Consider the following 19,899-nt stretch of genomic DNA (forward strand, 5'->3'; position numbering starts at 1 on the left):
AAAGCGGAGGGTGCGGCCTGGTCTGGATCACCGCCCCGGCATCGGGCAGGCCAGGCGATCTCCCATTCCCGCCTCCCGGTTCCCCGTTCCCGGCTTTCACGCGCACCAGTGCACGCGCAGTTTCGCGCCGGGCGCGTCGATGGCGGCCAGTACCGGATAACGATGCACGTCGCCGGAGGCGAGCGCGGCTTCGAGCACTTCGAGCTTCTGCTTGCCGCGCAGCAGCAGCAGGCGGGTGCCGATGGAGGCCAGCCCGCGCGGGGTCAGGGTGATGCGCAGGTGCCAGTCCTTGGCCACCGGGCAGCCGCTGGCGTCCAGCGCCGCATAGGGCTTGCCGCCCTGCAGGACGCGCTCCAGGTCGCGCGAACCTGGGAACAGCGAGGCGGTATGGCCGTCATTGCCCATACCCAGCACCACCAGGCAGGCCGGTTGCGAATGCTCGGCCTGCAGGTTGGCGTCGTGCACGCATTCGGCCAGCGACTTGCCCACGCGCACCAGCGGATCGAAATGCGCGCCCTCGGCCTGGTTGAGGAAGCTGTGGCGCACCAGCCAGGCATTGCTGTCGCGGTCCTGCGGCGACAGCCAGCGTTCGTCGGCCAGGCCCACTTCCACACGCGCCCATTCCAGCGGCTGCTCGGCCAGCATCTCGTACACCGGCGCCGGCGTGGTGCCGCCGGACAGCAGCATGCGCGCGCGGCCGCGCTGGCCAATCTCGTGGCCGAGGACCTTGGCCATTTCGCGGGCCACGCTCTCGGTCCACGCCTCCTCGTCGGAATGGCGGATCAGGGCAATGCGTTCGGGCAGGGCGCTCATGCGGATGCTCCGTTGGGAGCCTGCTCCAGGTCCAGCGCGTAGGCGGCCGCGCCGAGCAGGCCGGGACAGGGGTGGACGATGGCCAGCGACGGCACCTGCGACAGCGTCGCGGCGAAGCGGCCCTTGTTCTCGAAGTGGCTGCGGAAACCGGAATGCTGCAGCGGCCCGAGTAGCCGCGGCACCAGCCCGCCGGTCAGGAACACACCGTCCCAGGCGCCCTGCACCAGCACGGCGTCGCCGGCGACGGCGCCGAAGATGTCCATGAACACCTCGATCGCGCGCATCGCCACCGGGTCGCCGGCGCCGGCGCGTTCGCTGACCTGCGCCGGCTGCAGCTGGCCCGGGTCCTGGCCGGCGATCTCGCTCAGCGTGCGGTGCAGGTTGACCAGGCCGGGGCCGCAGATCAGCCGTTCGTTGGAAACGCGGCCGAACTGCTGGGTGAGGATCTCCAGGATGCGGATCTGCTCGGGCGTGGTCGGCGCGAAACTGGCGTGGCCGCCCTCGGTCGCCAGCGGATAGTGGCGGCCGTCGCGGACCAGCAGGCCGCCCACGCCCAGCCCGGTGCCGGGACCGATCACGCAGTAGTTGCGCGGCACCGACGGCGCGGCCGGCTGCCAGGCGGCGCCGCCGATCTGCACCACGTCGGTCGTGCGCAGCAGCGCCACCGACATGGCCTGGGCGACGAAGTCGTTGATCAGGTGCAGCCGCGACAGGCCCAGCTGCGCGGCGGTGCGCGAGCGCGAGATCACCCACGGATGGTTGGTGATGCGCGCCTCGTCGCCGTCCACGCGCCCGGCCACGGCGAACACGCCGCTGCGCACCGTGGCGCCGTGTTCCTGCAGGTAGCAGGCGGCGGCATCGGCCAGCGAAGGAAAGCGCGCCACCGGGTACTCGCCGATGCTGCCCTGGTCCAGGGGAACGGCGGCGGTGATGTCGGCCAGGGCGAAGCGCGCATTGGTGCCGCCGATGTCGGCGACCAGCACGTGTTCCGCGGGACCACTCACAGTGCGTTGTCCGTGCGGGTGTCGGCGACGATGGCCGCGGGCAGGAACAGGTGGGCCTGGTCCGGGCCCCAGCTACCGGCCGGGTAGGGCTCCATCGGCAGGTTGGCGGCCTTCCACGCGTCGCTGACGCTGTCGATCCAGGCCCAGGCCGCGCGCACTTCGTCGTCGCGCACGAACAGCGCGTGGTTGCCGTTGAAGGCGTCCAGGAACAGGCGTTCGTAGGCGATGCGGCGGTGCAGGCCGGTCGGTACCGACAGTTCCAGTTCCAGCGGCTGCAGCTCCAGCGCGCCCCATTCCGGGCCGGCCAGCGAGCTCATCAGCCCCAGCTGGATGTTCTCCTGCGGCTGCAGCTGGAAGGTCAGCCGGTTGGGCTGGGCATGGCGGCGGTCGGGGCGCTCGAACAGCCAGTGCGTGACCGGCTTGAGGTTGACCTCGATGCGGGTGGTGCGCTCGGGCAGGCGCTTGCCGGTGACCAGGTGGAACGGCACGCCGGCCCAGCGCCAGTTGTCGATGTGCGCGGTGACGCCGACGAAGGTCTCCGCCTCGCTGCCTTCCGGCGGCTGGTAGGCCTGCGCCGGCTGGCCGTTGATGGTGCCGGCGGTATAGCGGCCGCGCACGCTGTCCTTGGCCGCGTGGCGGGCGTCGAGCGGACGCAGCGCGCGCAGCACCTTTACCTTCTCGTCGCGGATGCGGTCGGCCTCCAGCGAGGCCGGCGGCTCCATCGCCACCAGGCACAACAGCTGCAGGATATGGCTCTGCACCATGTCGCGCATCGCGCCGGAACGCGAGTAATAGGAATCGCGGCCGTCCACGCCATCGCTCTCGGCCACCATGATGTGCACCGATTCGATGTAGTTGCGGTTCCACACCGCCTCCAGCAGGGTGTTGCCGAAGCGCAGCGCCATCAGGTTCTGCACCGCCGCCTTGCCCAGGTAGTGGTCGATGCGGAACACGCGGTCCTCGTCGATCAGCGCGCCGATCGACCGCAGGATTTCCTCGGCGCTGGCGCTGTCCGAGCCGATCGGCTTTTCCAGCATCAGCCGGTGCGGGGCGCTCAGCGCGCCGCCCAGGGCCAGGCCCTGGCAGGTGGAGATGTACAGGCCCGGCGGGATCGACAGGTAGCTCACGCAGCGGCGGTCGTTGAACTCGCGCACCGCGTCGGCGATCGAGCCGGGGTCGCGCAGGTCCACCGAGCGGTAGTCGATGCGCCGCAGCAGGTTGTTGATGTCGTCAAGGCTGGCCTGCGGCAGCGCCTGTTCGAGCCGCGGCCGCAGGATGTCGTGGAATTTCGCGGTGTCGTGCGGCGACAGCGCCATCGCGCGTACCCGGAAATCCTCCGGGAGTAGGCCGTCGCCCAGCAGGCGCAACAGGGAAGGGAACAGATAGCGCTGGGCCAGGTCGCCTGTGGCACCGAACAGGAGGAGGGTGTCGTGCATGGCTCGAGTTTCGTGTTCAGGTGACATCGTTGTCAATCGCCCTTCGCTATGTTCTGGTGGTCGTTCCATTGAGGGTCCCGCGGCCTGCGCCGGCGCCTGTGCGCGACGGGGAAGAAGCGGTGCGGGGCCGATGCCGGCGGGGCCGTGCCGCACCCGCGGAAGCGGACTGGCGCGGGCTTCCGTGGCGGAAACCGCGAACAGCTGATGGTGCCATGGGAAAACGTTTGCGTGGCAGAATGTTTCCACTGTATTCGTATTCGGGAGCGACCGTCCCGGCGCGATGGCTGCCGCCTTCCGCGTCGCCGGTCGCCATTCGTGCGGTCGTTGAGTGAGGCAGGCGATGGCGGACGTGCGGTTCGACGGGGTGCGCAAGGTCTACGACAACGGCCAGGTCGCCGTGCACGGGGCCAGTTTCGGGATCGCCGATGGCGAACTGATGGTGCTGGTGGGGCCATCGGGCTGCGGCAAGTCCACCCTGCTGCGCATGGTGGCCGGGCTGGAGGAGATCAGCGCCGGCACGCTGTCCATCGGCGGGCGTGTGGTCAACGACGTCGCGCCGAAGGACCGCGACATCGCCATGGTGTTCCAGAACTACGCGCTGTACCCGCACATGACCGTGGCCGAGAACCTGGCCTTCGGGCTGAAGCTGCGCGGGCACGACAGGGCCGAGATCGGCCGCCGCGTGCAGGCCGCGGCCGACATGCTGGGACTGGCCGGCATGCTCGACAAGCTGCCGCGGGCGATGTCCGGCGGCCAGCGCCAGCGCGTGGCGCTGGGCCGGGCGCTGGTGCGCGAGCCGGCGGTGTTCCTGCTGGACGAACCGCTGTCCAACCTCGACGCCAAGCTGCGCCATTCGGTGCGCACCGAGATCGCGCAGCTGCACCGCAAGCTCGGCACCACGATGATCTACGTCACCCACGACCAGGTGGAGGCGATGACGCTGGGCCAGCGCATCGTGGTGCTCAACGACGGCGTGATCCAGCAGATCGACACGCCGATGGCGCTGTACGAGCGGCCGGCCAACCTGTTCGTCGCCGGTTTCCTCGGCAGCCCGGCCATGAACACGCTCAAGGGGCGGTTGCAGGCGCTGGCCGACGGCGGTTTCGAACTGGCCATCGACGGGGGAGGGCGGGTGCCGCTGGGCCAGGCGCCCGTCGCGCCGGAATGGACGGGACGCGAGGTGGTGGTGGGCGTGCGCCCGGAACATCTGCAGCCGGCCGCCGGCGGCGCCGCGTTCGACGCGGTCATCGACGGCATCGAGCCGGTGGGCAACGAGATGTTCGTGAACCTGCGCCACGGCGCGCGGCCGCTGGTGATGCGGGTGCCGCCGCAGGCGCTGCCGGCGGTGGGCGAGAGGATCGCGGTGGCCGTCACATCCGAGGCGCTGCATTTCTTCGATGCGGCCAGCGGCCTGCGCCTGGAGCCAGAGGCCTAGCGGAAGCGTCAGGCGTCACCGGAACGTCCGGCGGGCGACCGCCGCCAGCGGACAGCCTCGGCCTCAGCGCGCCAGGCCGTCGAGCAGATCCAGGCGCCCGGCCGATCTGCCACCCACTTCCAGTCCGCCAGCGGGCAGGTCCAGCGGCAGCACGGCCAGGGCCAGCGCGCCGGCGCTGCTGGCGACGGTGCCGATACCGGTACCCGCCTGCGTCACCGCGTCGCCGGCCGTGCTGGCGGCGTCGGTGTGCAGCAGCACCAGCGAACGCTTGGCCTTGCCCAGGAAATGGGTGCGCGCCACGATTTCCTGGCCCGGGTAGCAGCCTTTCTTCACGCTGTAGGCCGACAGGCGATCCAGCCCCAGTTGCTGCGGCGTCCATTGCTCGCGCTGCGACGCCTCCAGCCGCGGCAGGCCGAAGCGCAGGTCGGACTGGCGCCAGGCCAGTTCCGCCGCTTCCTGGTGAGGCGCGTTGCCGGCCTCGACCAGGCGCAGCGTGCGCGGATGCGCGGCGCTGCCGACGTCCAGTTCGATCGCCCCGTCCTCCAGGCGGGCCAGCGCCGCGCCGCGGGCGAGGGCGGGGGCATGGAAACCGGCCTCGACGCTGCCGGTCCCGGCCGGCGCGATGGCGACCTTGCGGCGGAACACGAAGCGCCGCAGCTGTTCGGCCATCGCCTCGACGCCGCCGTCATGGCACACCAGCAGCAGGTGCTCCGCGTCCAGGCGCAGCAGCTGGAAGACCGCCAGCACGCGTCCCTTGGCGCTCAGCCAGGCGTTCCACTGCCAGTGGCCGTCGGCCAGCGACGCCACGTCGTTGGCGAACTGGGCCTGGGCGAAGGCGACCGCGTCCGGGCCGGAAAGACCCAGCACCTGCGGCCGGCGCAGTGTGCGCAAACCGCTGAAAAGAGGGGCGAGGTTGTCAGACACGTGAACGGGGACTAAAATTTGTGCGTTGCGAGACCGAACATGATAGGCCAAACAACCCCCACTCCCGAGGACGGAACCGAAGCCCTGCCGGAACCGGAGAAGCAGCCGCTTCCCGAGGCCGGATCGGTACCGCAGGAAATCGGCGGACGCGGCGGACTCGATCCGGTGCGTTACGGCGATTGGGAGAAAAACGGTCGCTGCATCGATTTCTGAGCAGCGTCAGCCAACGCGGCAACCGCCGCCCAGCCGAGATAACGAGTCAGCGAATGGCGAACAGACCCCGCCCCCTTTCTCCGCACCTGCAGGTGTATCGCTGGCAGATCCAGATGGCCACCTCGATCCTGCATCGAGCCACCGGCATCGTTCTGTCCGTCGGAGCCCTGATCATTGCCGGCGGCCTGCTCGCCCTGATGATGGGCCCCGAGTCCTGGAACTGCTTCACCACCCACGCCGGCGCGTGGTACGGCAAGGTGATCCTGTTCGGCTGGACCTGGTGCTTCGCCTACCACCTGTGCAACGGCATCCGCCACATCATCCAGGACTTCGCCATCGGCTACAGCAAGCCGGCCTTCATCCGCAGCAGCTGGCTGTCGGTAATCGGCTCGCTGGTCATCACCGCGCTGGTCTGGGCCTATGTCTGCTGCTTCGGAGGCGCCGCATGAGCAACTTCCGCACCCCGTTGAAGAACGCGCGCGGCCTGGGCAGCGCCAAGTCCGGCACCGTGCACTTCATCCACCAGCGCCTGACCGCCACCGCGCTGGTCGCGCTGACGCTGTGGTTCCTGTGCTTCGTGTTGAGCCTGATCGGCGCCGACTACGTCACCGCCGTCACCGCCGTGGCCAAGCCGTGGAATGCGATCGCGCTGGTCGGCTTCCTGGTCGCCATGTTCTGGCACGCGCAGCTCGGCCTGCAGGTCGTGCTCGAGGACTACATCCACAACTCGCTGATGGCGTTGGCCCTGCAGACCACGGTCAAGTTCGTCGCCGTGCTCGGTGCGATCGTCAGCATCTTCGCGGTCGCCCGCGTCGCGCTTGGGAACTGATACATGTCCGCTTACAACATCACTGAACACAAGGTCGACATGGTGGTCGTCGGCGCCGGCGGCGCTGGGCTGCGCGCGACCTTCGGCCTGGCCCAGAAGGGCCTGCAGACCGTCTGCATCACCAAGGTTTTCCCGACCCGCTCGCACACCGTCGCAGCGCAGGGCGGCATCGCCGCCGCGCTGGCCAACATGGGCGAGGACGACTGGCGCTACCACTTCTACGACACCGTCAAGGGCGGCGACTGGCTGGGCGACCAGGACGCCATCGAGTACATGTGCCGCGAGGCCATCCCGTCGGTGATCGAACTGGAGCATTACGGCGTCCCGTTCTCGCGCACCGAGGACGGCAAGATCTATCAGCGCCCGTTCGGCGGCATGACCACCAAGTACGGCGAAGGCCCGTCCGCGCAGCGCACCTGCGCCGCCGCCGACCGCACCGGCCACGCCATGCTGCACACGCTGTACCAGCAGTCGCTGGCGCACAACGCGCAGTTCATGATCGAGTATTTCGCGCTCGACCTGATCTTCGACGAGGAAGGCGTCTGCCGCGGCGTGCTCGCGCTGGACATGGCCGAGGGCACCCTGCACCTGTTCCGCGCCCACGGCGTGGTGCTTGCCACCGGCGGTTACGGTCGCGCCTACTTCAGCGCCACCTCGGCGCACACCTGTACCGGCGACGGCGGCGGCCTGGTGGCCCGTGCCGGCCTGCCGCTGCAGGACATGGAGTTCGTGCAGTTCCACCCGACCGGCATCTACGGCGCCGGCTGCCTGATCACCGAGGGCGTGCGCGGCGAAGGCGGCATCCTGCGCAATGCCAGCGGCGAGCGCTTCATGGAGCGCTACGCGCCGCACTACAAGGACCTGGCCTCGCGCGACGTGGTCAGTCGTTCGATGACCATCGAGATCCGCGAGGGCCGCGGCGTCGGCGAGCACAAGGACCACATCCTGCTCGACCTGACCCACCTGGGCCCGGGCGTGATCGAGGACAAGCTGCCGGGCATCGCCGAAAGTGCCCGGATCTTCGCCGGCGTCGACGTGACCAAGCAGCCGATCCCGGTGATCCCGACCGTGCACTACAACATGGGTGGCATCCCGACCAACTACCACGGCGAAGTGGTGCGCAAGGTCGGCGACAACCCCGATGCGGTGGTGCCGGGCCTGTACGCCATCGGCGAAGCGGCCTGCGTGTCGGTGCACGGCGGCAACCGCCTGGGCTCCAACTCGCTGCTCGACCTGGTGGTGTTCGGCCGCGCGGTGGCCAACCGCTGCGCCGAGACCATCAAGCCCGGCGCGTCGCACAAGACCCTGCCCTCGGATGCCTGCGACAAGGCGCTGGGCCTGCTGGACAGGCTGCGCCACGCCAACGGCGACACCCCGACGGCGGTCATCCGCGACCGCATGCAGCGCACGATGCAGGCCGACGCCGCCGTGTTCCGCACCAGCAAGACGCTGGCCGAGGGCTGCCAGAAGATGGCCGAGGTGTTCGACTCGTTCCAGGACGTCAAGGTCACCGACCGTTCGCTGGTCTGGAACTCGGACCTGATCGAGACCTACGAGCTGAACAACCTGCTGCTCAACGCGGTGGCGACGATCAACTCGGCCGAGCAGCGCCACGAGAGCCGCGGCGCCCACGCCCACGAGGACTACCCCGAGCGCGACGACGTCAACTGGCAGAAGCACACGCTGGTCACCGTCGACGAGAAGGGCAAGTGCAGCTTCGACTACCGTCCGGTGCACATGTACACGCTCACCGACGACGTCGCCGTCGTGCCGCCGAAGCCGCGCGTCTACTGATCCGGGGAACCTACGAACATGGCTGAATTTGCACTTCCGAAGAACTCCCGGATCACCCAGGGCAAGCACTTCCCCGCCAAGACCGGCGGCAAGAACGTGCGTACCTTCAAGATCTACCGCTGGAGCCCGGACGACGACCAGAACCCGCGCACCGACACCTACGAGGTCGACCTCGATGCGTGCGGCCCGATGGTCCTGGACGCGCTGATCAAGATCAAGAACGAGATCGACCCGACGCTGACCTTCCGCCGGTCGTGCCGCGAGGGCATCTGCGGTTCGTGCGCGATGAACATCGACGGCACCAACACGCTGGCCTGCACCCGCGCCATCGCCGACTGCGGCAAGGCCGAGGTGCCGATCTACCCGCTGCCGCACATGGACGTGGTCAAGGACCTGGTGCCGGACCTGACCCACTTCTACGCGCAGTACGCCTCGATCAAGCCGTGGATCCGCACCCAGACCCCGGCGCCGCCGGACCGCGAGCGCCTGCAGTCGCCGGATGACCGCAAGAAGCTCGACGGCCTGTACGAGTGCATCCTGTGCGCTTGCTGCTCGACCAGCTGCCCGAGCTACTGGTGGAACGGCGAGCGTTACCTGGGGCCGGCGATCCTGCTGCAGGCCTACCGCTGGATCATCGACTCGCGCGACGAGGACACCGGTGCGCGCCTGGACGATCTGGAAGATCCGTTCAAGCTGTACCGCTGCCACACCATCATGAACTGCGCCCGGACCTGCCCGAAGGGGCTGAACCCGGCGCTGGCGATCGCCGAGATCAAGAAGCTGATGATGGCGCGCCGCGCCTGATCGCCCTTCTCCCTCCGGGAGGCAAAACGGCAGGAATGCCGTTTTGCACGGCCAAGCCGCCCGAAGGGTGGGGTACAGGAATGTACCGGATGAAGGTGCCCCGAAGGGGGCCGGTGAGGGCAGGGCAGAGCCTCCTGAAGCCAGACACCGCGAAGGCATCTCCCCCGACCCTCTCTCCCCAACCCCCGCTTCGCGCCCCGGCTCATGCCGGAGGTGCGGGCGCTCCAAGACACGCGTGCGCCAGTGGCGCGCAAGCAATGCCTTCTCGCCCCATCGGGAGAGGGGCCTTAGCAGGCCACCGCCATGCACACCGAAGACGACATCGAACTGAAGAAGCTGCGCTGGCGCTGCCGGCGCGGCATGCGCGAACTGGACCAGCTGTTCGGGCGCTATCTCGACCAGCGCTGGGGGCAGGCGCCGACGGCCGAACGCGCGGTTTTCCTGCAGCTGCTGGAAACCGAGGACGACAAACTGTGGCGCTGGTCCATGGGCTACGAGGCCTGTCCCGATGCGCAGCAGGCAACCCTGCTGGAGTACATCCGCGCCCTTCCGCTGTGAGTGGCGGCCCTCGCGCTGGCAGGCCGGCGCCTTGCTGCTGCTCGGGCTGCTGGCCGCTGCTGCGCTGCTGAACTGCGAACTGGAAGCGCGCCTCGCCCGGCCGGCCGCGCTGCTGGCGCCCTGCTGGGGAATCGCGGCGGCATGGCGGGAACTGCACCGGCCGCGGCGGCAACTGCTGATCCCGCCCGCGCCGGCTCCCCCCGCCGTGGACGGCATCGCGGTCGATGCGCTGGAACTGCTGGAACGCGGCCCGCTGCTGGTGCTGCGCTGGCGCGAGGGGCGACGGCGCGGGCAGCTGCTGTTCTGGCCGGACACGCTGCCGCGCGCGCAGCGACGTGAACTGCGTCTGGCCGTGCGCGCCGGCGCCGTTTCCCGTTAGCGGGCGGGGATGGCAACATGGCGCCACTCCACCGGCATACGCGCATGTTCAGACCCTTACCCGTCGCAATCGGATTGCGTTACCTGCGGGCCAAGCGCCGCAACGGCTTCATCTCCTTCATCTCCATGGCCTCCATCCTCGGCATCGCGCTCGGGGTGACGGTGCTGATCACCACGCTTGCGGTGATGAGCGGTTTCCAGAAGGAAATCCGCGACCGCCTGCTGCAGATGTCGGCCCACGCGACCGTCAGCGCCGATGGGGCACCGATGACGAACTGGCAGCACGCGGTGGACGTGGCGATGCGCGACCCACGCGTGGCCGGCGCTGCGCCCTACATCGAGATCCAGGGCATGCTCGCCGGCCCGCGCGTGCAGGGCGCGATCGTGCAGGGCGTCGATCCGACGCTGGAGCCGAAGGTGTCGGTGCTGGGCGAGAAGATGCAGAAGGGCTCGCTGGACAGCCTGCAGCCGGGCGGGTTCAACATCCTGCTCGGCAAGGAACTGGCGCTGTGGCTGGGCGTGGACGTCGGCGACAGCGTGGTGGCGACGCTGGCCGAGATCCAGGGCACCCCGGTCGGCGCGATGGCGCGCACCAAGCGCTTCAAGGTCAGCGGCATCTTCGAGGCCGGTTCCAACGAGATCGACCGCGGCGTGGCCTTCGTCAACATGGACGACCTGGAACGCGTGCTGCGCGTGGACGGGGTGACCGGCGTGCGCCTGAGGCTGCACGACATGGACCAGGCCTATACCGTGGCGCGCGACCTGGCCCTGAACCTGGAAGGCTACTACCGGGTCAGCGACTGGACCCAGCAGAACGCCAACCTCTACCACTCCCTGCGCATGGAAAAGACGGTGATGGGCATCCTGCTGTCGCTGATCGTGGCCATGGGCGCATTCAACCTGGTGTCCTCGCAGGTGATGCTGGTGACCGACAAGCAGGCCGACATCGCCATCCTGCGCACGCTGGGGCTGACCCCGGGCGGGGTGATGCAGGTGTTCATGGTGCAGGGCAGCCTGATCGGGCTGATGGGCACGGTGGCCGGCGTGATCGGCGGCATCAGCCTGACGCTCAACCTCGAGCGCATCCTCGGCCTGATCGAATCGGCCTTCGACATCAAGCTGCTGCCGGAGGACGTGTACTACATCACCGGCCTGCCGACCGACATGCAGACCGGCGACATCGTGACGATCACCGCGGTGGCGCTGCTGATGAGTTTCCTGGCAACGCTGTACCCGGCCTGGCGCGCGGCGCGCACCCAGCCGGCGGAGGCGCTGCGCTATGAATGAGAACACGAACATGGAATCGGTGATCCGCGCCGAAGGACTGGCCAAGACCTACGCCGAAGGGCGCATGCGCACGCCGGTGTTCGACGGGCTGGAGCTGGACGTGGCGCCGGGCGAGACGGTCGCCATCGTCGGCGCTTCCGGCGCCGGCAAGAGCACGCTGCTGCACCTGCTCGGCGGGTTGGACGTCCCCACCGCCGGCGAGGTCTACGTGGCCGGCCAGCGCATGTCGGCGCTGTCCGATGCGCAGCGCGGGCGCCTGCGCAACACCTCGCTGGGTTTCGTCTACCAGTTCCACCACCTGCTGCCGGAGTTCACCGCGCTGGAGAACGTGATGATGCCGGTGATGCTCGGCGGCGCCAGCGTGGCCGGCGCCGAGCAGCGCGCGCGGGCGCTGCTGGAGTCGGTGGGGCTGGGCCACCGCCTGGAGCACAAGCCGGGCGAACTGTCCGGCGGCGAGCGCCAGCGCGCGGCGGTGGCGCGGGCCCTGGTCAACCAGCCGGGCTGCGTGCTCGGCGACGAGCCCACCGGCAACCTGGACGACAAGACCGCCGCGACGGTGTTCGAGCTGATGCTGGAATTGAACCGCGCACATCGCACCAGCCTGGTACTGGTCACCCACGACCGCAGCCTGGCCCGCAGGCTGGACCGGGTGCTGGAACTGCGCCAGGCGCGGCTGCATCCCCTGGCCCGCGCCGAGGTCTGAGCGCGCGCCCGCGCCCGGTCCGGCGCGCGGGCGCATCCGATCCGGCACGCCGGCTGAACGGGGATGGGGGCAGCGCTTGCGCCGCCCCGGCCGCGGTGCAAGATGACGCCGTATTCCCGAACAGGAGGTGCGTCGTGAAACGTCTGGCAATCGCTCTGTTGGCCGCGGCAGCCCTGGCCGGCTGCGCCACCACCGGCAAACTTTCCAGCAGCGAGCGGCTGGAGCTGTACCGCGCCCATGCCGGCGCGCCGGTCAAGGACTTCCAGTACTTCGGTTCCCTCAACGGCTGGACCGAACTCGGCGACAGCGCGCTGGCGGTCTGGACCCGGCCCAGCGAAGCCTGGCTGCTGAGCCTGAGCGGCCCGTGCATGGATCTTTCCTATGCGCCGGCAATCGGCGTGACCAACATGATGGGCCGGGTATCGGCCAAGTTCGACCGGGTGATCGTGCGCGGCGGCAGCCCGGGCATGGCGCCGATCCCGTGCCGGATCGATACCATCCAGCCGCTGGACGTGAAGGCGCTGCGCGCGTCGGAAAAGGAACTGCGCGAGGCCAAGATCGAGGCGCGCGCCGAGGACCAGGGCGGCAACTGACCGCGTCACGGCCAAGGGGAGGGAGCTGGATCAGGCTCCCTCCTTCGTTTTTCAGTGAGTTTCGGGCGCGACGTAGCCGGTCGGCTTTTCCGCGCCGCCGCCGAACAGGAACTTGACCAGTTCTTCCTCCAGGAACGCGCGATGCTTCGGATCGCGCGGCGAGAGCCTGTTCTCGTTGATCAGCATGGTCTGGTGCGCCAGCCATGCCGCCCAGGCCTGCTTGCCGACGTTGGCGAAGATGCGCTGGCCCAGTTCGCCGGGATAGGGCACGAAGTCCAGGCCTTCGGTTTGGCGTTGTTCGTACTGGCAGAAGACGGAGCGGGACATGCGGTGTTCCTGTCGATGGAGCGGGCCGCCTCAGTGGCGGTCGAGCAGCTTGCGGATCGGCGCCGGCAGGCCCAGCGAGGCCAGCTCGGCGCGGGCGACCCAGCGCAGGTCGTCATTGTCGCCCACCCGCGGGCGCAGGGCGACCTTGCGCAGGTGCAGCGGCTGCAGGTGCAGGCGGTAGTGGCTGAAGGTGTGCACCACCAGCGGCAGCTCCGCGGCGGCGTCGTAGTCGCCTTCGATGTTGCCGTCGAACCACTGGCGCAGTTCGGCATCGGTATCGGCCTGCGGAAGCGTCCACAGCGAGGCCCAGATGCCGGTGGGCGGCCGCTTGCGCAGCAGGATGCGCCCCTGGCCGTCCTCGAGCAGCAGGGCGCTGGCTTCGCGCTCGGGCAGTACCTTGCTCGGCTTGGGCGTGGGCAGTGAATCGACCAGTCCCTGCGCCTGCGCCGCGCAGGTGTCCTGCAGCGGGCACAGGATGCAGGCCGGGTTGGCGCGGGTGCACAGGGTGGCGCCGAAATCCATCTGCGCCTGCGTCCAGTCGGCCATGCGCCCCTGCGGCACATCGGCCACATGCCGCGCGGCCAGCGCCCACAGCTGCTTCTCGACAGCGGGCAGACCCGGATAGCCGGCGATGCCGTGGTAGCGGGTCAGCACGCGCTTGACGTTGCCGTCGAGGATCGGGAACGGATCGTTCCAGGCCTGGCTGAGGATGGCGCCCGCGGTGCTGCGGCCGATGCCCGGCAGCGCCAGCAGCGCGTCGGGATCGCGCGGCAGGTCGCCGCCATGCAGTTCGACGCAGCGCACGGCCGCGGCATGCAGGTTGCGCGCGCGGGCGTAGTAGCCCAGTCCGGCCCAGTGCGCCATCAGCGTGTCGTTGTCGGCCGCCGCCAGGGCGGGCAGGGTCGGGAACGACTGTACGAAGCGCTGGAAGTACGGGATGACCGTGGCGACCTGGGTCTGCTGCAGCATGATCTCCGACAGCCACACCCGGTACGGCGTGCGCGGATGCTGCCACGGCAGGTCGTGGCGGCCGTGGTGGGCGAACCAGTCGAGCAGGCCGGTGGCGAAGGTGTCGGGAGGCTGGCGCATGGCGGGCATCGGGCGGTAGCGACGTAGGAGCGGCTTCAGCCGCGATGGGGCTTTGCCGGGAAAGCTCCATCGCGGCTGAAGCCGCTCCTACCGGAGCGAGCTGTGTTCAGGCGCCCAGCGCTTCGGGCAGCAGCGCGTCGACGAAGGCTTCCGGGTCGAACACGCGCAGGTCCTCCGGGCGCTCGCCGATGCCGGCGAAGCGGATCGGGATGCCGAACTCGCGCGCCAGCGCGAACACCACGCCACCCTTGGCGGTGCCGTCGAGCTTGGTCACCACCAGGCCGGTGACGCCGGCGGCGGCATGGAACTGGCGCAGCTGGTTCAGCGCGTTCTGGCCGGTGGTGCCGTCGATCACCATCAGCACCTCGTGCGGCGCGGTGTCGTCGATCTTGCCGAGCACGCGGCGGATCTTGCTCAGCTCGTTCATCAGCCCGGCCTGGGTGTGCAGGCGGCCGGCGGTGTCGGCGATCAGCACACCGGTGCCGCGCGCCTTGCCGGCCTGCAGCGCGTCGAACGCCACCGAGGCGGCATCGGCGTTCTGGCCCTGGGCGATCACCGCCACGCCATTGCGCTCGCCCCAGACCTGCAGCTGCGCCACGGCGGCGGCGCGGAAGGTGTCGCCGGCGGCCAGCATCAGGCTGTGGCCCTGGTCCTTGAAGCGCTTGGCCAGCTTGCCGATGGTGGTGGTCTTGCCGACGCCGTTGACGCCGACGGTGAGGATCACGAACGGCCTGGCATTGCCATCGATGACCAGCGGCTTGGCCACCGGCTGCAGCAGGGCGACCAGGTCGGCGCGCAACGCGGCGAGCAGGGCGTTGGCGTCGGCGAATTCACGCGACTTCATGCGCTTGCGCAGGTCCTCGACCAGCGCGGTGGTGGCCGGCACGCCGACATCGGCGGTCAGCAGCGCGGTCTCGATCTCGTCGAGCAGGTCGTCGTCCAGCCGCGGGTTGCGCGAGAACAGGCCGCCGAAGCTGCGGGCGAAGGTGCTGTTGCGCAGGCGGTCGCGCCAGCCGGACTTGCCGGCCGGCGCCGCCGGCGCGGCATTGGCGGGGATCAGGCCGGTATCGTTTTCCGCCACGGCCGGCGTTTCCACCTGCTCCGCAGCGGCGATGGGAAGCCCGGCGGCCACCTGGGCCTGCGCGGGGATCGCGGCTTCGTCGGCAGGGGCGGTTTCCACGACCGGGTGCGTCGGCGCCTCCGGCTCAGGGGGCAGGGGAACGGCGGAGGTCAGCTCCTCGGCGCTGAACTGCGGGGGCTTGCCGACCGCTGGGGTGTCCTGGGGCTTCTTGCGACGGAAAAAACTGAGCATGGATGAGAAAAACCGGGGCAGGGGCCCATGCTACCACCGGCGCTGGCGCCGGCCGGTCCGCAGGGGCCGTGAAACAGCTAAAGTCGGCGCATTCCGGGCCGATGCCATGGCATGAACGCGATTCCCTCCATTGCCGCCTCCGGCATGCGCGTGGCCGTGATGGGCGTGCGCGTGGCCGCGCAGAACATCGCCGTGCAGCCGGTACAGCCGGTGGTGCCACGGCAGGTGCTGGCGGTGCACACCATTTCCGGTGGCGGCGCCGGCGCGCAGGTGACGGCCGGCGAGGGGGCTCCGGACATGGTCGCCGACCTGCTGTCGGCCAGGACCTATGAAGTGGCCTTCGCCGCCAATGCCGTGGTGATCCGGCGCAACAACGAGATGCTGGGGACGCTGTTCGACGCGTTCGCGTGACCGGTCGCCACCGGCGCGGCGGAACCCAGCCCGGGCAAGCCTTCGGCCGCCCGTAGCAGACGTGCAATCACGTAGGAGCGGCTTCAGCCGCGAGGGGCATTCGCATGAACCCCCATCGCGGCTGAAGCCGCTCCTACGAGAAGCCTCCTCCCGTGGAAGGAGGCGTGCTCTCAGGCCGACAGTTCCAGCAGCAGCTTGTTGAGCCGGCGCACGTAGGCGGCCGGGTCCTTCAGGCCGTCGCCGGCGGCCAGCGCGGCCTGGTCGAACAGCACGCGCGCCAGGTCGTCGAAGCGGTCCATGTCCGGCTCGGCGTCGAGTTTCTCGATCAGCGGATGCGCCGGGTTGAACTCGAACACCGGCCGGCTCTCGGGCACCTTCTGCCCGCTGGCTTCCAGGATCTGCCGCATCTGCAGGCCCAGGTCCTGTTCGCCGATGGCCAGGATCGCCGGCGAATCGGTCAGGCGGTGGGACACGCGCACTTCGGCCACGTCCTCGCCCAGCGCGGTCTTGATGCGCGCGGCCAGCCCTTCCTTGGCCTTGGCGGTCTCTTCCTGCGCCTTCTTCTCTTCCTCCGAATCCAGCGTGCCCAGGTCCAGGTCGCCGCGGGCCACGTCCACGAACGACTTGCCATCGAACTCGTGCAGGTAGTTCATCAGCCACTCGTCGATGCGGTCGGTCATCAGCAGCACTTCGATGCCCTTCTTGCGGAACACTTCCAGGTGCGGGCTGTCCTTGACCTGCAGATGGCTCTCGCCGGTGAGGTAATAGATTTTGTCCTGTCCCTCGACCATGCGGCCGATGTAGTCGGCCAGCGCCACGTTCTGCTCGCCGTCGCCGCCATGGGTGGAGGCGAAACGCAGCAGGCCGGCGATCTTTTCGCGGTTGTTGAAGTCCTCGGCCGGGCCTTCCTTGAGCACCTGGCCGAATTCCTTCCAGAACCGCTGGTAGTCTTCGGGCTTGTCCTTGGCCAGCTTTTCCAGCATGTCCAGCGCGCGTTTGGTCAGCGCCGACTTCATCGAGTCGATCACCGGGCCGGACTGCAGGATCTCGCGCGAGACGTTCAGCGGCAGGTCGGACGAATCGACCACGCCCTTGATGAAACGCAGGTACAGCGGCAGGAACTGCTCGGCCTGGTCCATGATGAAGACGCGTTGCACGTACAGCTTCAGGCCCTTGGCGGCGTCGCGGTGGTACAGGTCGAACGGCGCGCGGCCGGGCGTGTACAGCAGCGAGGTGTATTCCAGCTTGCCCTCGACCTTGTTGTGGCTCCAGGCCAGCGGGTCGGTGAAGTCGTGGGCGATGTGCTTGTAGAACTCGTTGTATTCGGCGTCGGTGACTTCGGACCGGGGGCGCGTCCACAGCGCGTTGGCCTTGTTGACGGCTTCCCACTCCGGCGCGGCCGGCTGCTCTTCGCCCTCGGCTTCCTTGCGCAGTTCGATCGGCAGGCCGATGTGGTCGGAGTACTTCTTCACCAGACTGCGCAGCTTCCAGCCGTCGGCGAAACTGTCCTCGCCTTCCTTCAGGTGCAGCACGATGCGGGTGCCGCGCCCGGGCTTGTCGATGGTTTCGACCTCGAACTCGCCTTCGCCGCGCGAGGACCAGTGCACGCCCTCGCTGGCCGGCAGGCCGGCGCGGCGGCTGTAGACGTCCACCTGGTCGGCGACGATGAAGGCCGAATAGAAGCCCACGCCGAACTGGCCGATCAGGTTGGCGTCCTTTTTCTGGTCGCCGGACAGGTTCTTCAGGAAGTCGGCGGTGCCCGACTTGGCGATGGTGCCCAGGTGCGCGACAGCCTCCTCGCGGCTCAGGCCGATGCCGTTGTCGTCGATGGTCAGGGTGCGCGCGGCCGGGTCGGCCTCGATGCGGATGCGCAACGTGCCGTCGCCTTCGAGCAGTTCCGGCCGGGTCAGTGCCTCGAAGCGCAGCTTGTCGGCGGCATCGGCGGCATTGGAGACCAGCTCGCGCAGGAAGATTTCCTTGTTCGAGTACAGCGAGTGGATCATCAGGTGCAGCAGCTGCTTCACCTCGGTCTGGAAACCGCGGGTTTCCTTGTGGGCTTGGGCGGTCATCGTCGGGTTCGCTCCGTAGGGTTGCCGGGGCCGCAGGGCGGCCGATGGCTACCGGGGTATGGGCGGGGGCGCGGATTTCAAGATTCCGCGCGTAGGAGCGCACCTTGGTGCGCGATGGGGCTTCACCATGAAAGCCACTCGCGCACCAAGGTGCGCTCCTACCGGAGCGTGGGTTGGGCTTATCATGCCGGCCCGTCCTGTCCTGCCTGCGCATGTCCCGTCCTCCCCGGTCTTCAGGTTCCGCCTCACGGCCGCCCGCGCAAAGCGGGACGGGGCAGGTGCGCATCATCGGCGGGCGCTGGCGCAATACGCGCCTGCAGGTGCCGTCGCTGGACGGCCTGCGCCCGACCAGCGACCGGGTGCGCGAGACCCTGTTCAACTGGCTGATGCCGAAACTGCCCGGCGCGCGCGTGCTCGACCTGTTCGCCGGCAGCGGCGCGCTGGGGCTGGAGGCGGTGTCGCGCGGCGCGGCCTCGGCGCTGCTGGTCGAACGCGATCCGGCGCTGGCGGCGGCGCTGCGCGGCGTGGTCGGGCGGCTGGACGCGGGCGCGCAGGTGCAGGTCGTCGCCGGCGACGCGCTGCACTGGCTGGAAACCGCCACGCCGACGCAGGCCGACATCGTGTTCATGGATCCGCCGTTCGCCGCGGACCTGTGGGCGCAGGCGCTCGGACGGTTGCCGCGGCACGTGGCCGCCGATGCGTGGTTGTACGTGGAAGCGCCCGCGGGCGCGACGCCGTCGCCGCCGGACGGCTGGAGCCTGCACCGCGAAGGCGGCACCCGCGACGTCGGCTATGCCCTGTACCGGCGCGCCGCTGCTACACTCCACGGCGACCTGAACGCGACTCCCGCCGCATGACCTCGTCCAACCCCCGCATCGCCGTCTATCCGGGCACGTTCGACCCGATCACCAACGGTCACATCGACCTGGTGCACCGGGCCGCGCCGCTGTTCGAGAAGATCGTGGTGGGCGTGGCGCAGAGCCCGTCCAAGGGGCCGACGCTGCCGCTGGAACTGCGCGTGGACCTGGCGCGCGAGGCGCTGGCGCGCCACGGCAACGTCGAGGTGGTCGGTTTCGACACCCTGCTGGCGCATTTCGTGCGGTCGGTGCATGCCGGCGTGCTGCTGCGCGGCCTGCGCGCGGTGTCCGATTTCGAGTACGAGTTCCAGATGGCGAGCATGAACCGCCACCTGATCCCGGAGGTCGAGACCCTGTTCCTGACCCCGTCCGAACAGCACAGCTTCATTTCCTCATCGCTGGTGCGCGAAATCGCCCGGCTGGGCGGCGACGTGTCCGGCTTCGTGCCGGCCACGGTGCTGGAAGCGCTGCGCAAGGCCCGGCAATCCCGCGCGGGCGCCTGACCCATCCCATACAGCCGTAACGAATCCAAGAGAGGGAGACGATCCATGAAGAACACGATGCGCGTGATGCTTGCCGCTTCGCTGGTGCTGGGCTTCACCGCCTGCAAGAAGGAAGAAGCCGCGCCGGTCGCCGAGGCGCAGCAGGCGCTGGTCGCGCCGGCCAAGGACGACGACGCCGGCTGGCGCAAGTACCTGCAGGCCGTGGCCGTGCAGAACATGGGCAACATCACCAACAACCCGTTCCTGTACTACCTGGTGCCGGAGTCCGATCCGGAGTTCGCCGCCAAGTACGAGCGCCAGGTCGAAAGCGCCACCGCCGCCATCGGCCGCGGCGTGTCGCCGGGCAACATGCTGGCCTTCGGTTCCTCGGCCTCGTCGAAGATGGCCGACCTGATCGAAACCGCGTTCAAGGGCGTGCAGGCCGACTCGATGAAGGGCGTGCGCGTGGTGTTCATCGGCGATGCCGCCGACAACGCCCGCGTGCAGACCATCGTGCAGCCGACCGGCGCCGACTACATCTTCGTTGAAGCCAAGTGACCCGTGTCTGGCCGGGCGTGCGC

The 19,899-nt window shown here is 69.3% G+C and carries 23 protein-coding genes; 15 read left to right on the forward strand and 8 right to left on the reverse strand.

Annotation, left to right across the window (positions count from 1 at the left end):
- Positions 1-96: 96 nt before the first annotated feature.
- From CQ393_RS01375 to zwf, 3 genes are read right to left on the reverse strand one after another with little or no spacing between them, the layout of a single operon-like run.
- Positions 97-813 carry a 6-phosphogluconolactonase gene (locus CQ393_RS01375; RefSeq protein ID WP_153189843.1) on the reverse strand — a complete coding sequence of 239 codons (717 nt, stop codon included), beginning with the start codon at positions 811-813 and terminating at the stop codon, positions 97-99.
- On the reverse strand, positions 810-1,817 hold the full coding sequence (gene glk / locus CQ393_RS01380) for a glucokinase (RefSeq protein ID WP_343199448.1): 1,008 nt from the start codon (positions 1,815-1,817) through the stop codon (positions 810-812). The genes CQ393_RS01375 and glk overlap by 4 nt, the downstream gene beginning before the upstream one ends.
- The gene (gene zwf / locus CQ393_RS01385; protein ID WP_153189845.1) at positions 1,814-3,253 is read right to left on the reverse strand and encodes a glucose-6-phosphate dehydrogenase; all 1,440 of its coding nucleotides are present in this window, start codon (positions 3,251-3,253) and stop codon (positions 1,814-1,816) included. The genes glk and zwf overlap by 4 nt, the downstream gene beginning before the upstream one ends.
- 340 nt (positions 3,254-3,593) lie before the next feature.
- On the opposite strand from zwf, the gene ugpC reads away from it, so the two are divergent.
- Positions 3,594-4,688 (forward strand): sn-glycerol-3-phosphate ABC transporter ATP-binding protein UgpC, encoded by a 1,095-nt coding sequence (gene ugpC / locus CQ393_RS01390; protein WP_153189846.1) that lies wholly within the window; start codon positions 3,594-3,596, stop codon positions 4,686-4,688.
- 63 nt (positions 4,689-4,751) lie between these two features.
- On the opposite strand, the gene CQ393_RS01395 is transcribed toward ugpC, so the two are convergent.
- Positions 4,752-5,612, reverse strand: a complete 861-nt coding sequence (locus CQ393_RS01395) for a folate-binding protein (protein WP_343199449.1) — start codon at positions 5,610-5,612, stop codon at positions 4,752-4,754.
- 39 nt (positions 5,613-5,651) lie between these two features.
- On the opposite strand from CQ393_RS01395, the gene CQ393_RS01400 reads away from it, so the two are divergent.
- From CQ393_RS01400 to CQ393_RS01445, 10 genes are all read left to right on the forward strand, one after another.
- Positions 5,652-5,825 carry a DUF1674 domain-containing protein gene (locus CQ393_RS01400; protein WP_153189848.1) on the forward strand — a complete coding sequence of 58 codons (174 nt, stop codon included), beginning with the start codon at positions 5,652-5,654 and terminating at the stop codon, positions 5,823-5,825.
- Between the two features lie 53 nt (positions 5,826-5,878).
- Positions 5,879-6,274 (forward strand): succinate dehydrogenase, cytochrome b556 subunit, encoded by a 396-nt coding sequence (gene sdhC, locus CQ393_RS01405; protein ID WP_153189849.1) that lies wholly within the window; start codon positions 5,879-5,881, stop codon positions 6,272-6,274.
- The gene (sdhD, locus tag CQ393_RS01410) at positions 6,271-6,654 is read left to right on the forward strand and encodes a succinate dehydrogenase, hydrophobic membrane anchor protein (protein ID WP_153189850.1); all 384 of its coding nucleotides are present in this window, start codon (positions 6,271-6,273) and stop codon (positions 6,652-6,654) included. Before sdhC ends, sdhD begins: the two co-directional genes overlap by 4 nt.
- Before the next feature lie 3 nt (positions 6,655-6,657).
- Positions 6,658-8,448 carry a succinate dehydrogenase flavoprotein subunit gene (gene sdhA / locus CQ393_RS01415; protein ID WP_153189851.1) on the forward strand — a complete coding sequence of 597 codons (1,791 nt, stop codon included), beginning with the start codon at positions 6,658-6,660 and terminating at the stop codon, positions 8,446-8,448.
- Positions 8,449-8,466: 18 nt separating this feature from the next.
- Entirely contained in the window at positions 8,467-9,252 is a 786-nt protein-coding gene (locus tag CQ393_RS01420) for a succinate dehydrogenase iron-sulfur subunit (RefSeq protein WP_153189852.1), read from the forward strand.
- A 303-nt stretch (positions 9,253-9,555) separates the two neighbouring features.
- Complete coding sequence (locus CQ393_RS01425; protein WP_153189853.1) at positions 9,556-9,810, forward strand: succinate dehydrogenase assembly factor 2; 255 nt, start codon at positions 9,556-9,558, stop codon at positions 9,808-9,810.
- Positions 9,761-10,189, forward strand: a complete 429-nt coding sequence (locus CQ393_RS01430) for a hypothetical protein (RefSeq protein ID WP_153189854.1) — start codon at positions 9,761-9,763, stop codon at positions 10,187-10,189. The genes CQ393_RS01425 and CQ393_RS01430 overlap by 50 nt, the downstream gene beginning before the upstream one ends.
- A gap of 44 nt (positions 10,190-10,233) precedes the next feature.
- Positions 10,234-11,475, forward strand: a complete 1,242-nt coding sequence (locus CQ393_RS01435; RefSeq protein WP_153189855.1) for a lipoprotein-releasing ABC transporter permease subunit — start codon at positions 10,234-10,236, stop codon at positions 11,473-11,475.
- Entirely contained in the window at positions 11,468-12,178 is a 711-nt protein-coding gene (gene lolD, locus CQ393_RS01440) for a lipoprotein-releasing ABC transporter ATP-binding protein LolD (protein ID WP_153189856.1), read from the forward strand. Before CQ393_RS01435 ends, lolD begins: the two co-directional genes overlap by 8 nt.
- Before the next feature lie 134 nt (positions 12,179-12,312).
- The gene (locus CQ393_RS01445; RefSeq protein WP_343199450.1) at positions 12,313-12,771 is read left to right on the forward strand and encodes a DUF6491 family protein; all 459 of its coding nucleotides are present in this window, start codon (positions 12,313-12,315) and stop codon (positions 12,769-12,771) included.
- A gap of 51 nt (positions 12,772-12,822) precedes the next feature.
- Here CQ393_RS01445 and CQ393_RS01450 read toward each other — a convergent pair whose 3' ends face one another.
- The 3 genes from CQ393_RS01450 to ftsY all read right to left on the reverse strand — a co-directional run bounded on the left by CQ393_RS01450 (position 12,823) and on the right by ftsY (position 15,499).
- Positions 12,823-13,098: an oxidative damage protection protein gene (locus CQ393_RS01450; RefSeq protein WP_153189857.1), complete on the reverse strand. Its 276-nt coding sequence runs from the start codon at positions 13,096-13,098 to the stop codon at positions 12,823-12,825.
- Between the two features lie 30 nt (positions 13,099-13,128).
- Positions 13,129-14,187, reverse strand: a complete 1,059-nt coding sequence (mutY, locus tag CQ393_RS01455) for an A/G-specific adenine glycosylase (protein WP_153189858.1) — start codon at positions 14,185-14,187, stop codon at positions 13,129-13,131.
- A gap of 106 nt (positions 14,188-14,293) precedes the next feature.
- Positions 14,294-15,499: a signal recognition particle-docking protein FtsY gene (gene ftsY, locus CQ393_RS01460; protein ID WP_153189859.1), complete on the reverse strand. Its 1,206-nt coding sequence runs from the start codon at positions 15,497-15,499 to the stop codon at positions 14,294-14,296.
- A gap of 111 nt (positions 15,500-15,610) precedes the next feature.
- Between ftsY and CQ393_RS01465 the strand changes: the two genes are divergently transcribed.
- Complete coding sequence (locus CQ393_RS01465; RefSeq protein WP_153189860.1) at positions 15,611-15,910, forward strand: hypothetical protein; 300 nt, start codon at positions 15,611-15,613, stop codon at positions 15,908-15,910.
- A 170-nt stretch (positions 15,911-16,080) separates the two neighbouring features.
- Here the strand turns inward: CQ393_RS01465 and htpG are convergent, their stop codons facing one another.
- Positions 16,081-17,979 (reverse strand): molecular chaperone HtpG, encoded by a 1,899-nt coding sequence (gene htpG / locus CQ393_RS01470; protein WP_153189861.1) that lies wholly within the window; start codon positions 17,977-17,979, stop codon positions 16,081-16,083.
- Positions 17,980-18,191: 212 nt separating this feature from the next.
- Between htpG and rsmD the strand changes: the two genes are divergently transcribed.
- From rsmD to CQ393_RS01485, 3 genes are read left to right on the forward strand one after another with little or no spacing between them, the layout of a single operon-like run.
- Positions 18,192-18,836: a 16S rRNA (guanine(966)-N(2))-methyltransferase RsmD gene (gene rsmD, locus CQ393_RS01475; protein WP_153189862.1), complete on the forward strand. Its 645-nt coding sequence runs from the start codon at positions 18,192-18,194 to the stop codon at positions 18,834-18,836.
- The gene (gene coaD / locus CQ393_RS01480) at positions 18,833-19,339 is read left to right on the forward strand and encodes a pantetheine-phosphate adenylyltransferase (protein ID WP_153189863.1); all 507 of its coding nucleotides are present in this window, start codon (positions 18,833-18,835) and stop codon (positions 19,337-19,339) included. Before rsmD ends, coaD begins: the two co-directional genes overlap by 4 nt.
- Positions 19,340-19,384: 45 nt before the next feature.
- Entirely contained in the window at positions 19,385-19,876 is a 492-nt protein-coding gene (locus tag CQ393_RS01485) for a hypothetical protein (protein ID WP_153189864.1), read from the forward strand.
- Positions 19,877-19,899 lie beyond the last annotated feature (23 nt).

The organism is Stenotrophomonas sp. MYb238 (genome assembly GCF_009496535.1).
Classification (GTDB): Bacteria; Pseudomonadota; Gammaproteobacteria; order Xanthomonadales; family Xanthomonadaceae; genus Stenotrophomonas.

Bases quoted from the DNA above. Each gene is read 5' to 3' on its own strand.
- CQ393_RS01375 (WP_153189843.1), bottom strand. From the start codon at position 813: ATGAGCGCCCTGCCCGAACGCATTGCCCTGATCCGCCATTCCGACGAG.
- zwf (WP_153189845.1), bottom strand. From the start codon at position 3,253: ATGCACGACACCCTCCTCCTGTTCGGTGCCACAGGCGACCTGGCCCAG.
- ugpC (WP_153189846.1), top strand. From the start codon at position 3,594: ATGGCGGACGTGCGGTTCGACGGGGTGCGCAAGGTCTACGACAACGGC.
- CQ393_RS01400 (WP_153189848.1), top strand. From the start codon at position 5,652: ATGATAGGCCAAACAACCCCCACTCCCGAGGACGGAACCGAAGCCCTG.
- sdhC (WP_153189849.1), top strand. From the start codon at position 5,879: ATGGCGAACAGACCCCGCCCCCTTTCTCCGCACCTGCAGGTGTATCGC.
- sdhD (WP_153189850.1), top strand. From the start codon at position 6,271: ATGAGCAACTTCCGCACCCCGTTGAAGAACGCGCGCGGCCTGGGCAGC.
- sdhA (WP_153189851.1), top strand. From the start codon at position 6,658: ATGTCCGCTTACAACATCACTGAACACAAGGTCGACATGGTGGTCGTC.
- CQ393_RS01420 (WP_153189852.1), top strand. From the start codon at position 8,467: ATGGCTGAATTTGCACTTCCGAAGAACTCCCGGATCACCCAGGGCAAG.
- CQ393_RS01425 (WP_153189853.1), top strand. From the start codon at position 9,556: ATGCACACCGAAGACGACATCGAACTGAAGAAGCTGCGCTGGCGCTGC.
- CQ393_RS01430 (WP_153189854.1), top strand. From the start codon at position 9,761: ATGCGCAGCAGGCAACCCTGCTGGAGTACATCCGCGCCCTTCCGCTGT.
- CQ393_RS01435 (WP_153189855.1), top strand. From the start codon at position 10,234: ATGTTCAGACCCTTACCCGTCGCAATCGGATTGCGTTACCTGCGGGCC.
- lolD (WP_153189856.1), top strand. From the start codon at position 11,468: ATGAATGAGAACACGAACATGGAATCGGTGATCCGCGCCGAAGGACTG.
- CQ393_RS01450 (WP_153189857.1), bottom strand. From the start codon at position 13,098: ATGTCCCGCTCCGTCTTCTGCCAGTACGAACAACGCCAAACCGAAGGC.
- mutY (WP_153189858.1), bottom strand. From the start codon at position 14,187: ATGCGCCAGCCTCCCGACACCTTCGCCACCGGCCTGCTCGACTGGTTC.
- ftsY (WP_153189859.1), bottom strand. From the start codon at position 15,499: ATGCTCAGTTTTTTCCGTCGCAAGAAGCCCCAGGACACCCCAGCGGTC.
- CQ393_RS01465 (WP_153189860.1), top strand. From the start codon at position 15,611: ATGAACGCGATTCCCTCCATTGCCGCCTCCGGCATGCGCGTGGCCGTG.
- htpG (WP_153189861.1), bottom strand. From the start codon at position 17,979: ATGACCGCCCAAGCCCACAAGGAAACCCGCGGTTTCCAGACCGAGGTG.
- rsmD (WP_153189862.1), top strand. From the start codon at position 18,192: ATGTCCCGTCCTCCCCGGTCTTCAGGTTCCGCCTCACGGCCGCCCGCG.
- coaD (WP_153189863.1), top strand. From the start codon at position 18,833: ATGACCTCGTCCAACCCCCGCATCGCCGTCTATCCGGGCACGTTCGAC.
- CQ393_RS01485 (WP_153189864.1), top strand. From the start codon at position 19,385: ATGAAGAACACGATGCGCGTGATGCTTGCCGCTTCGCTGGTGCTGGGC.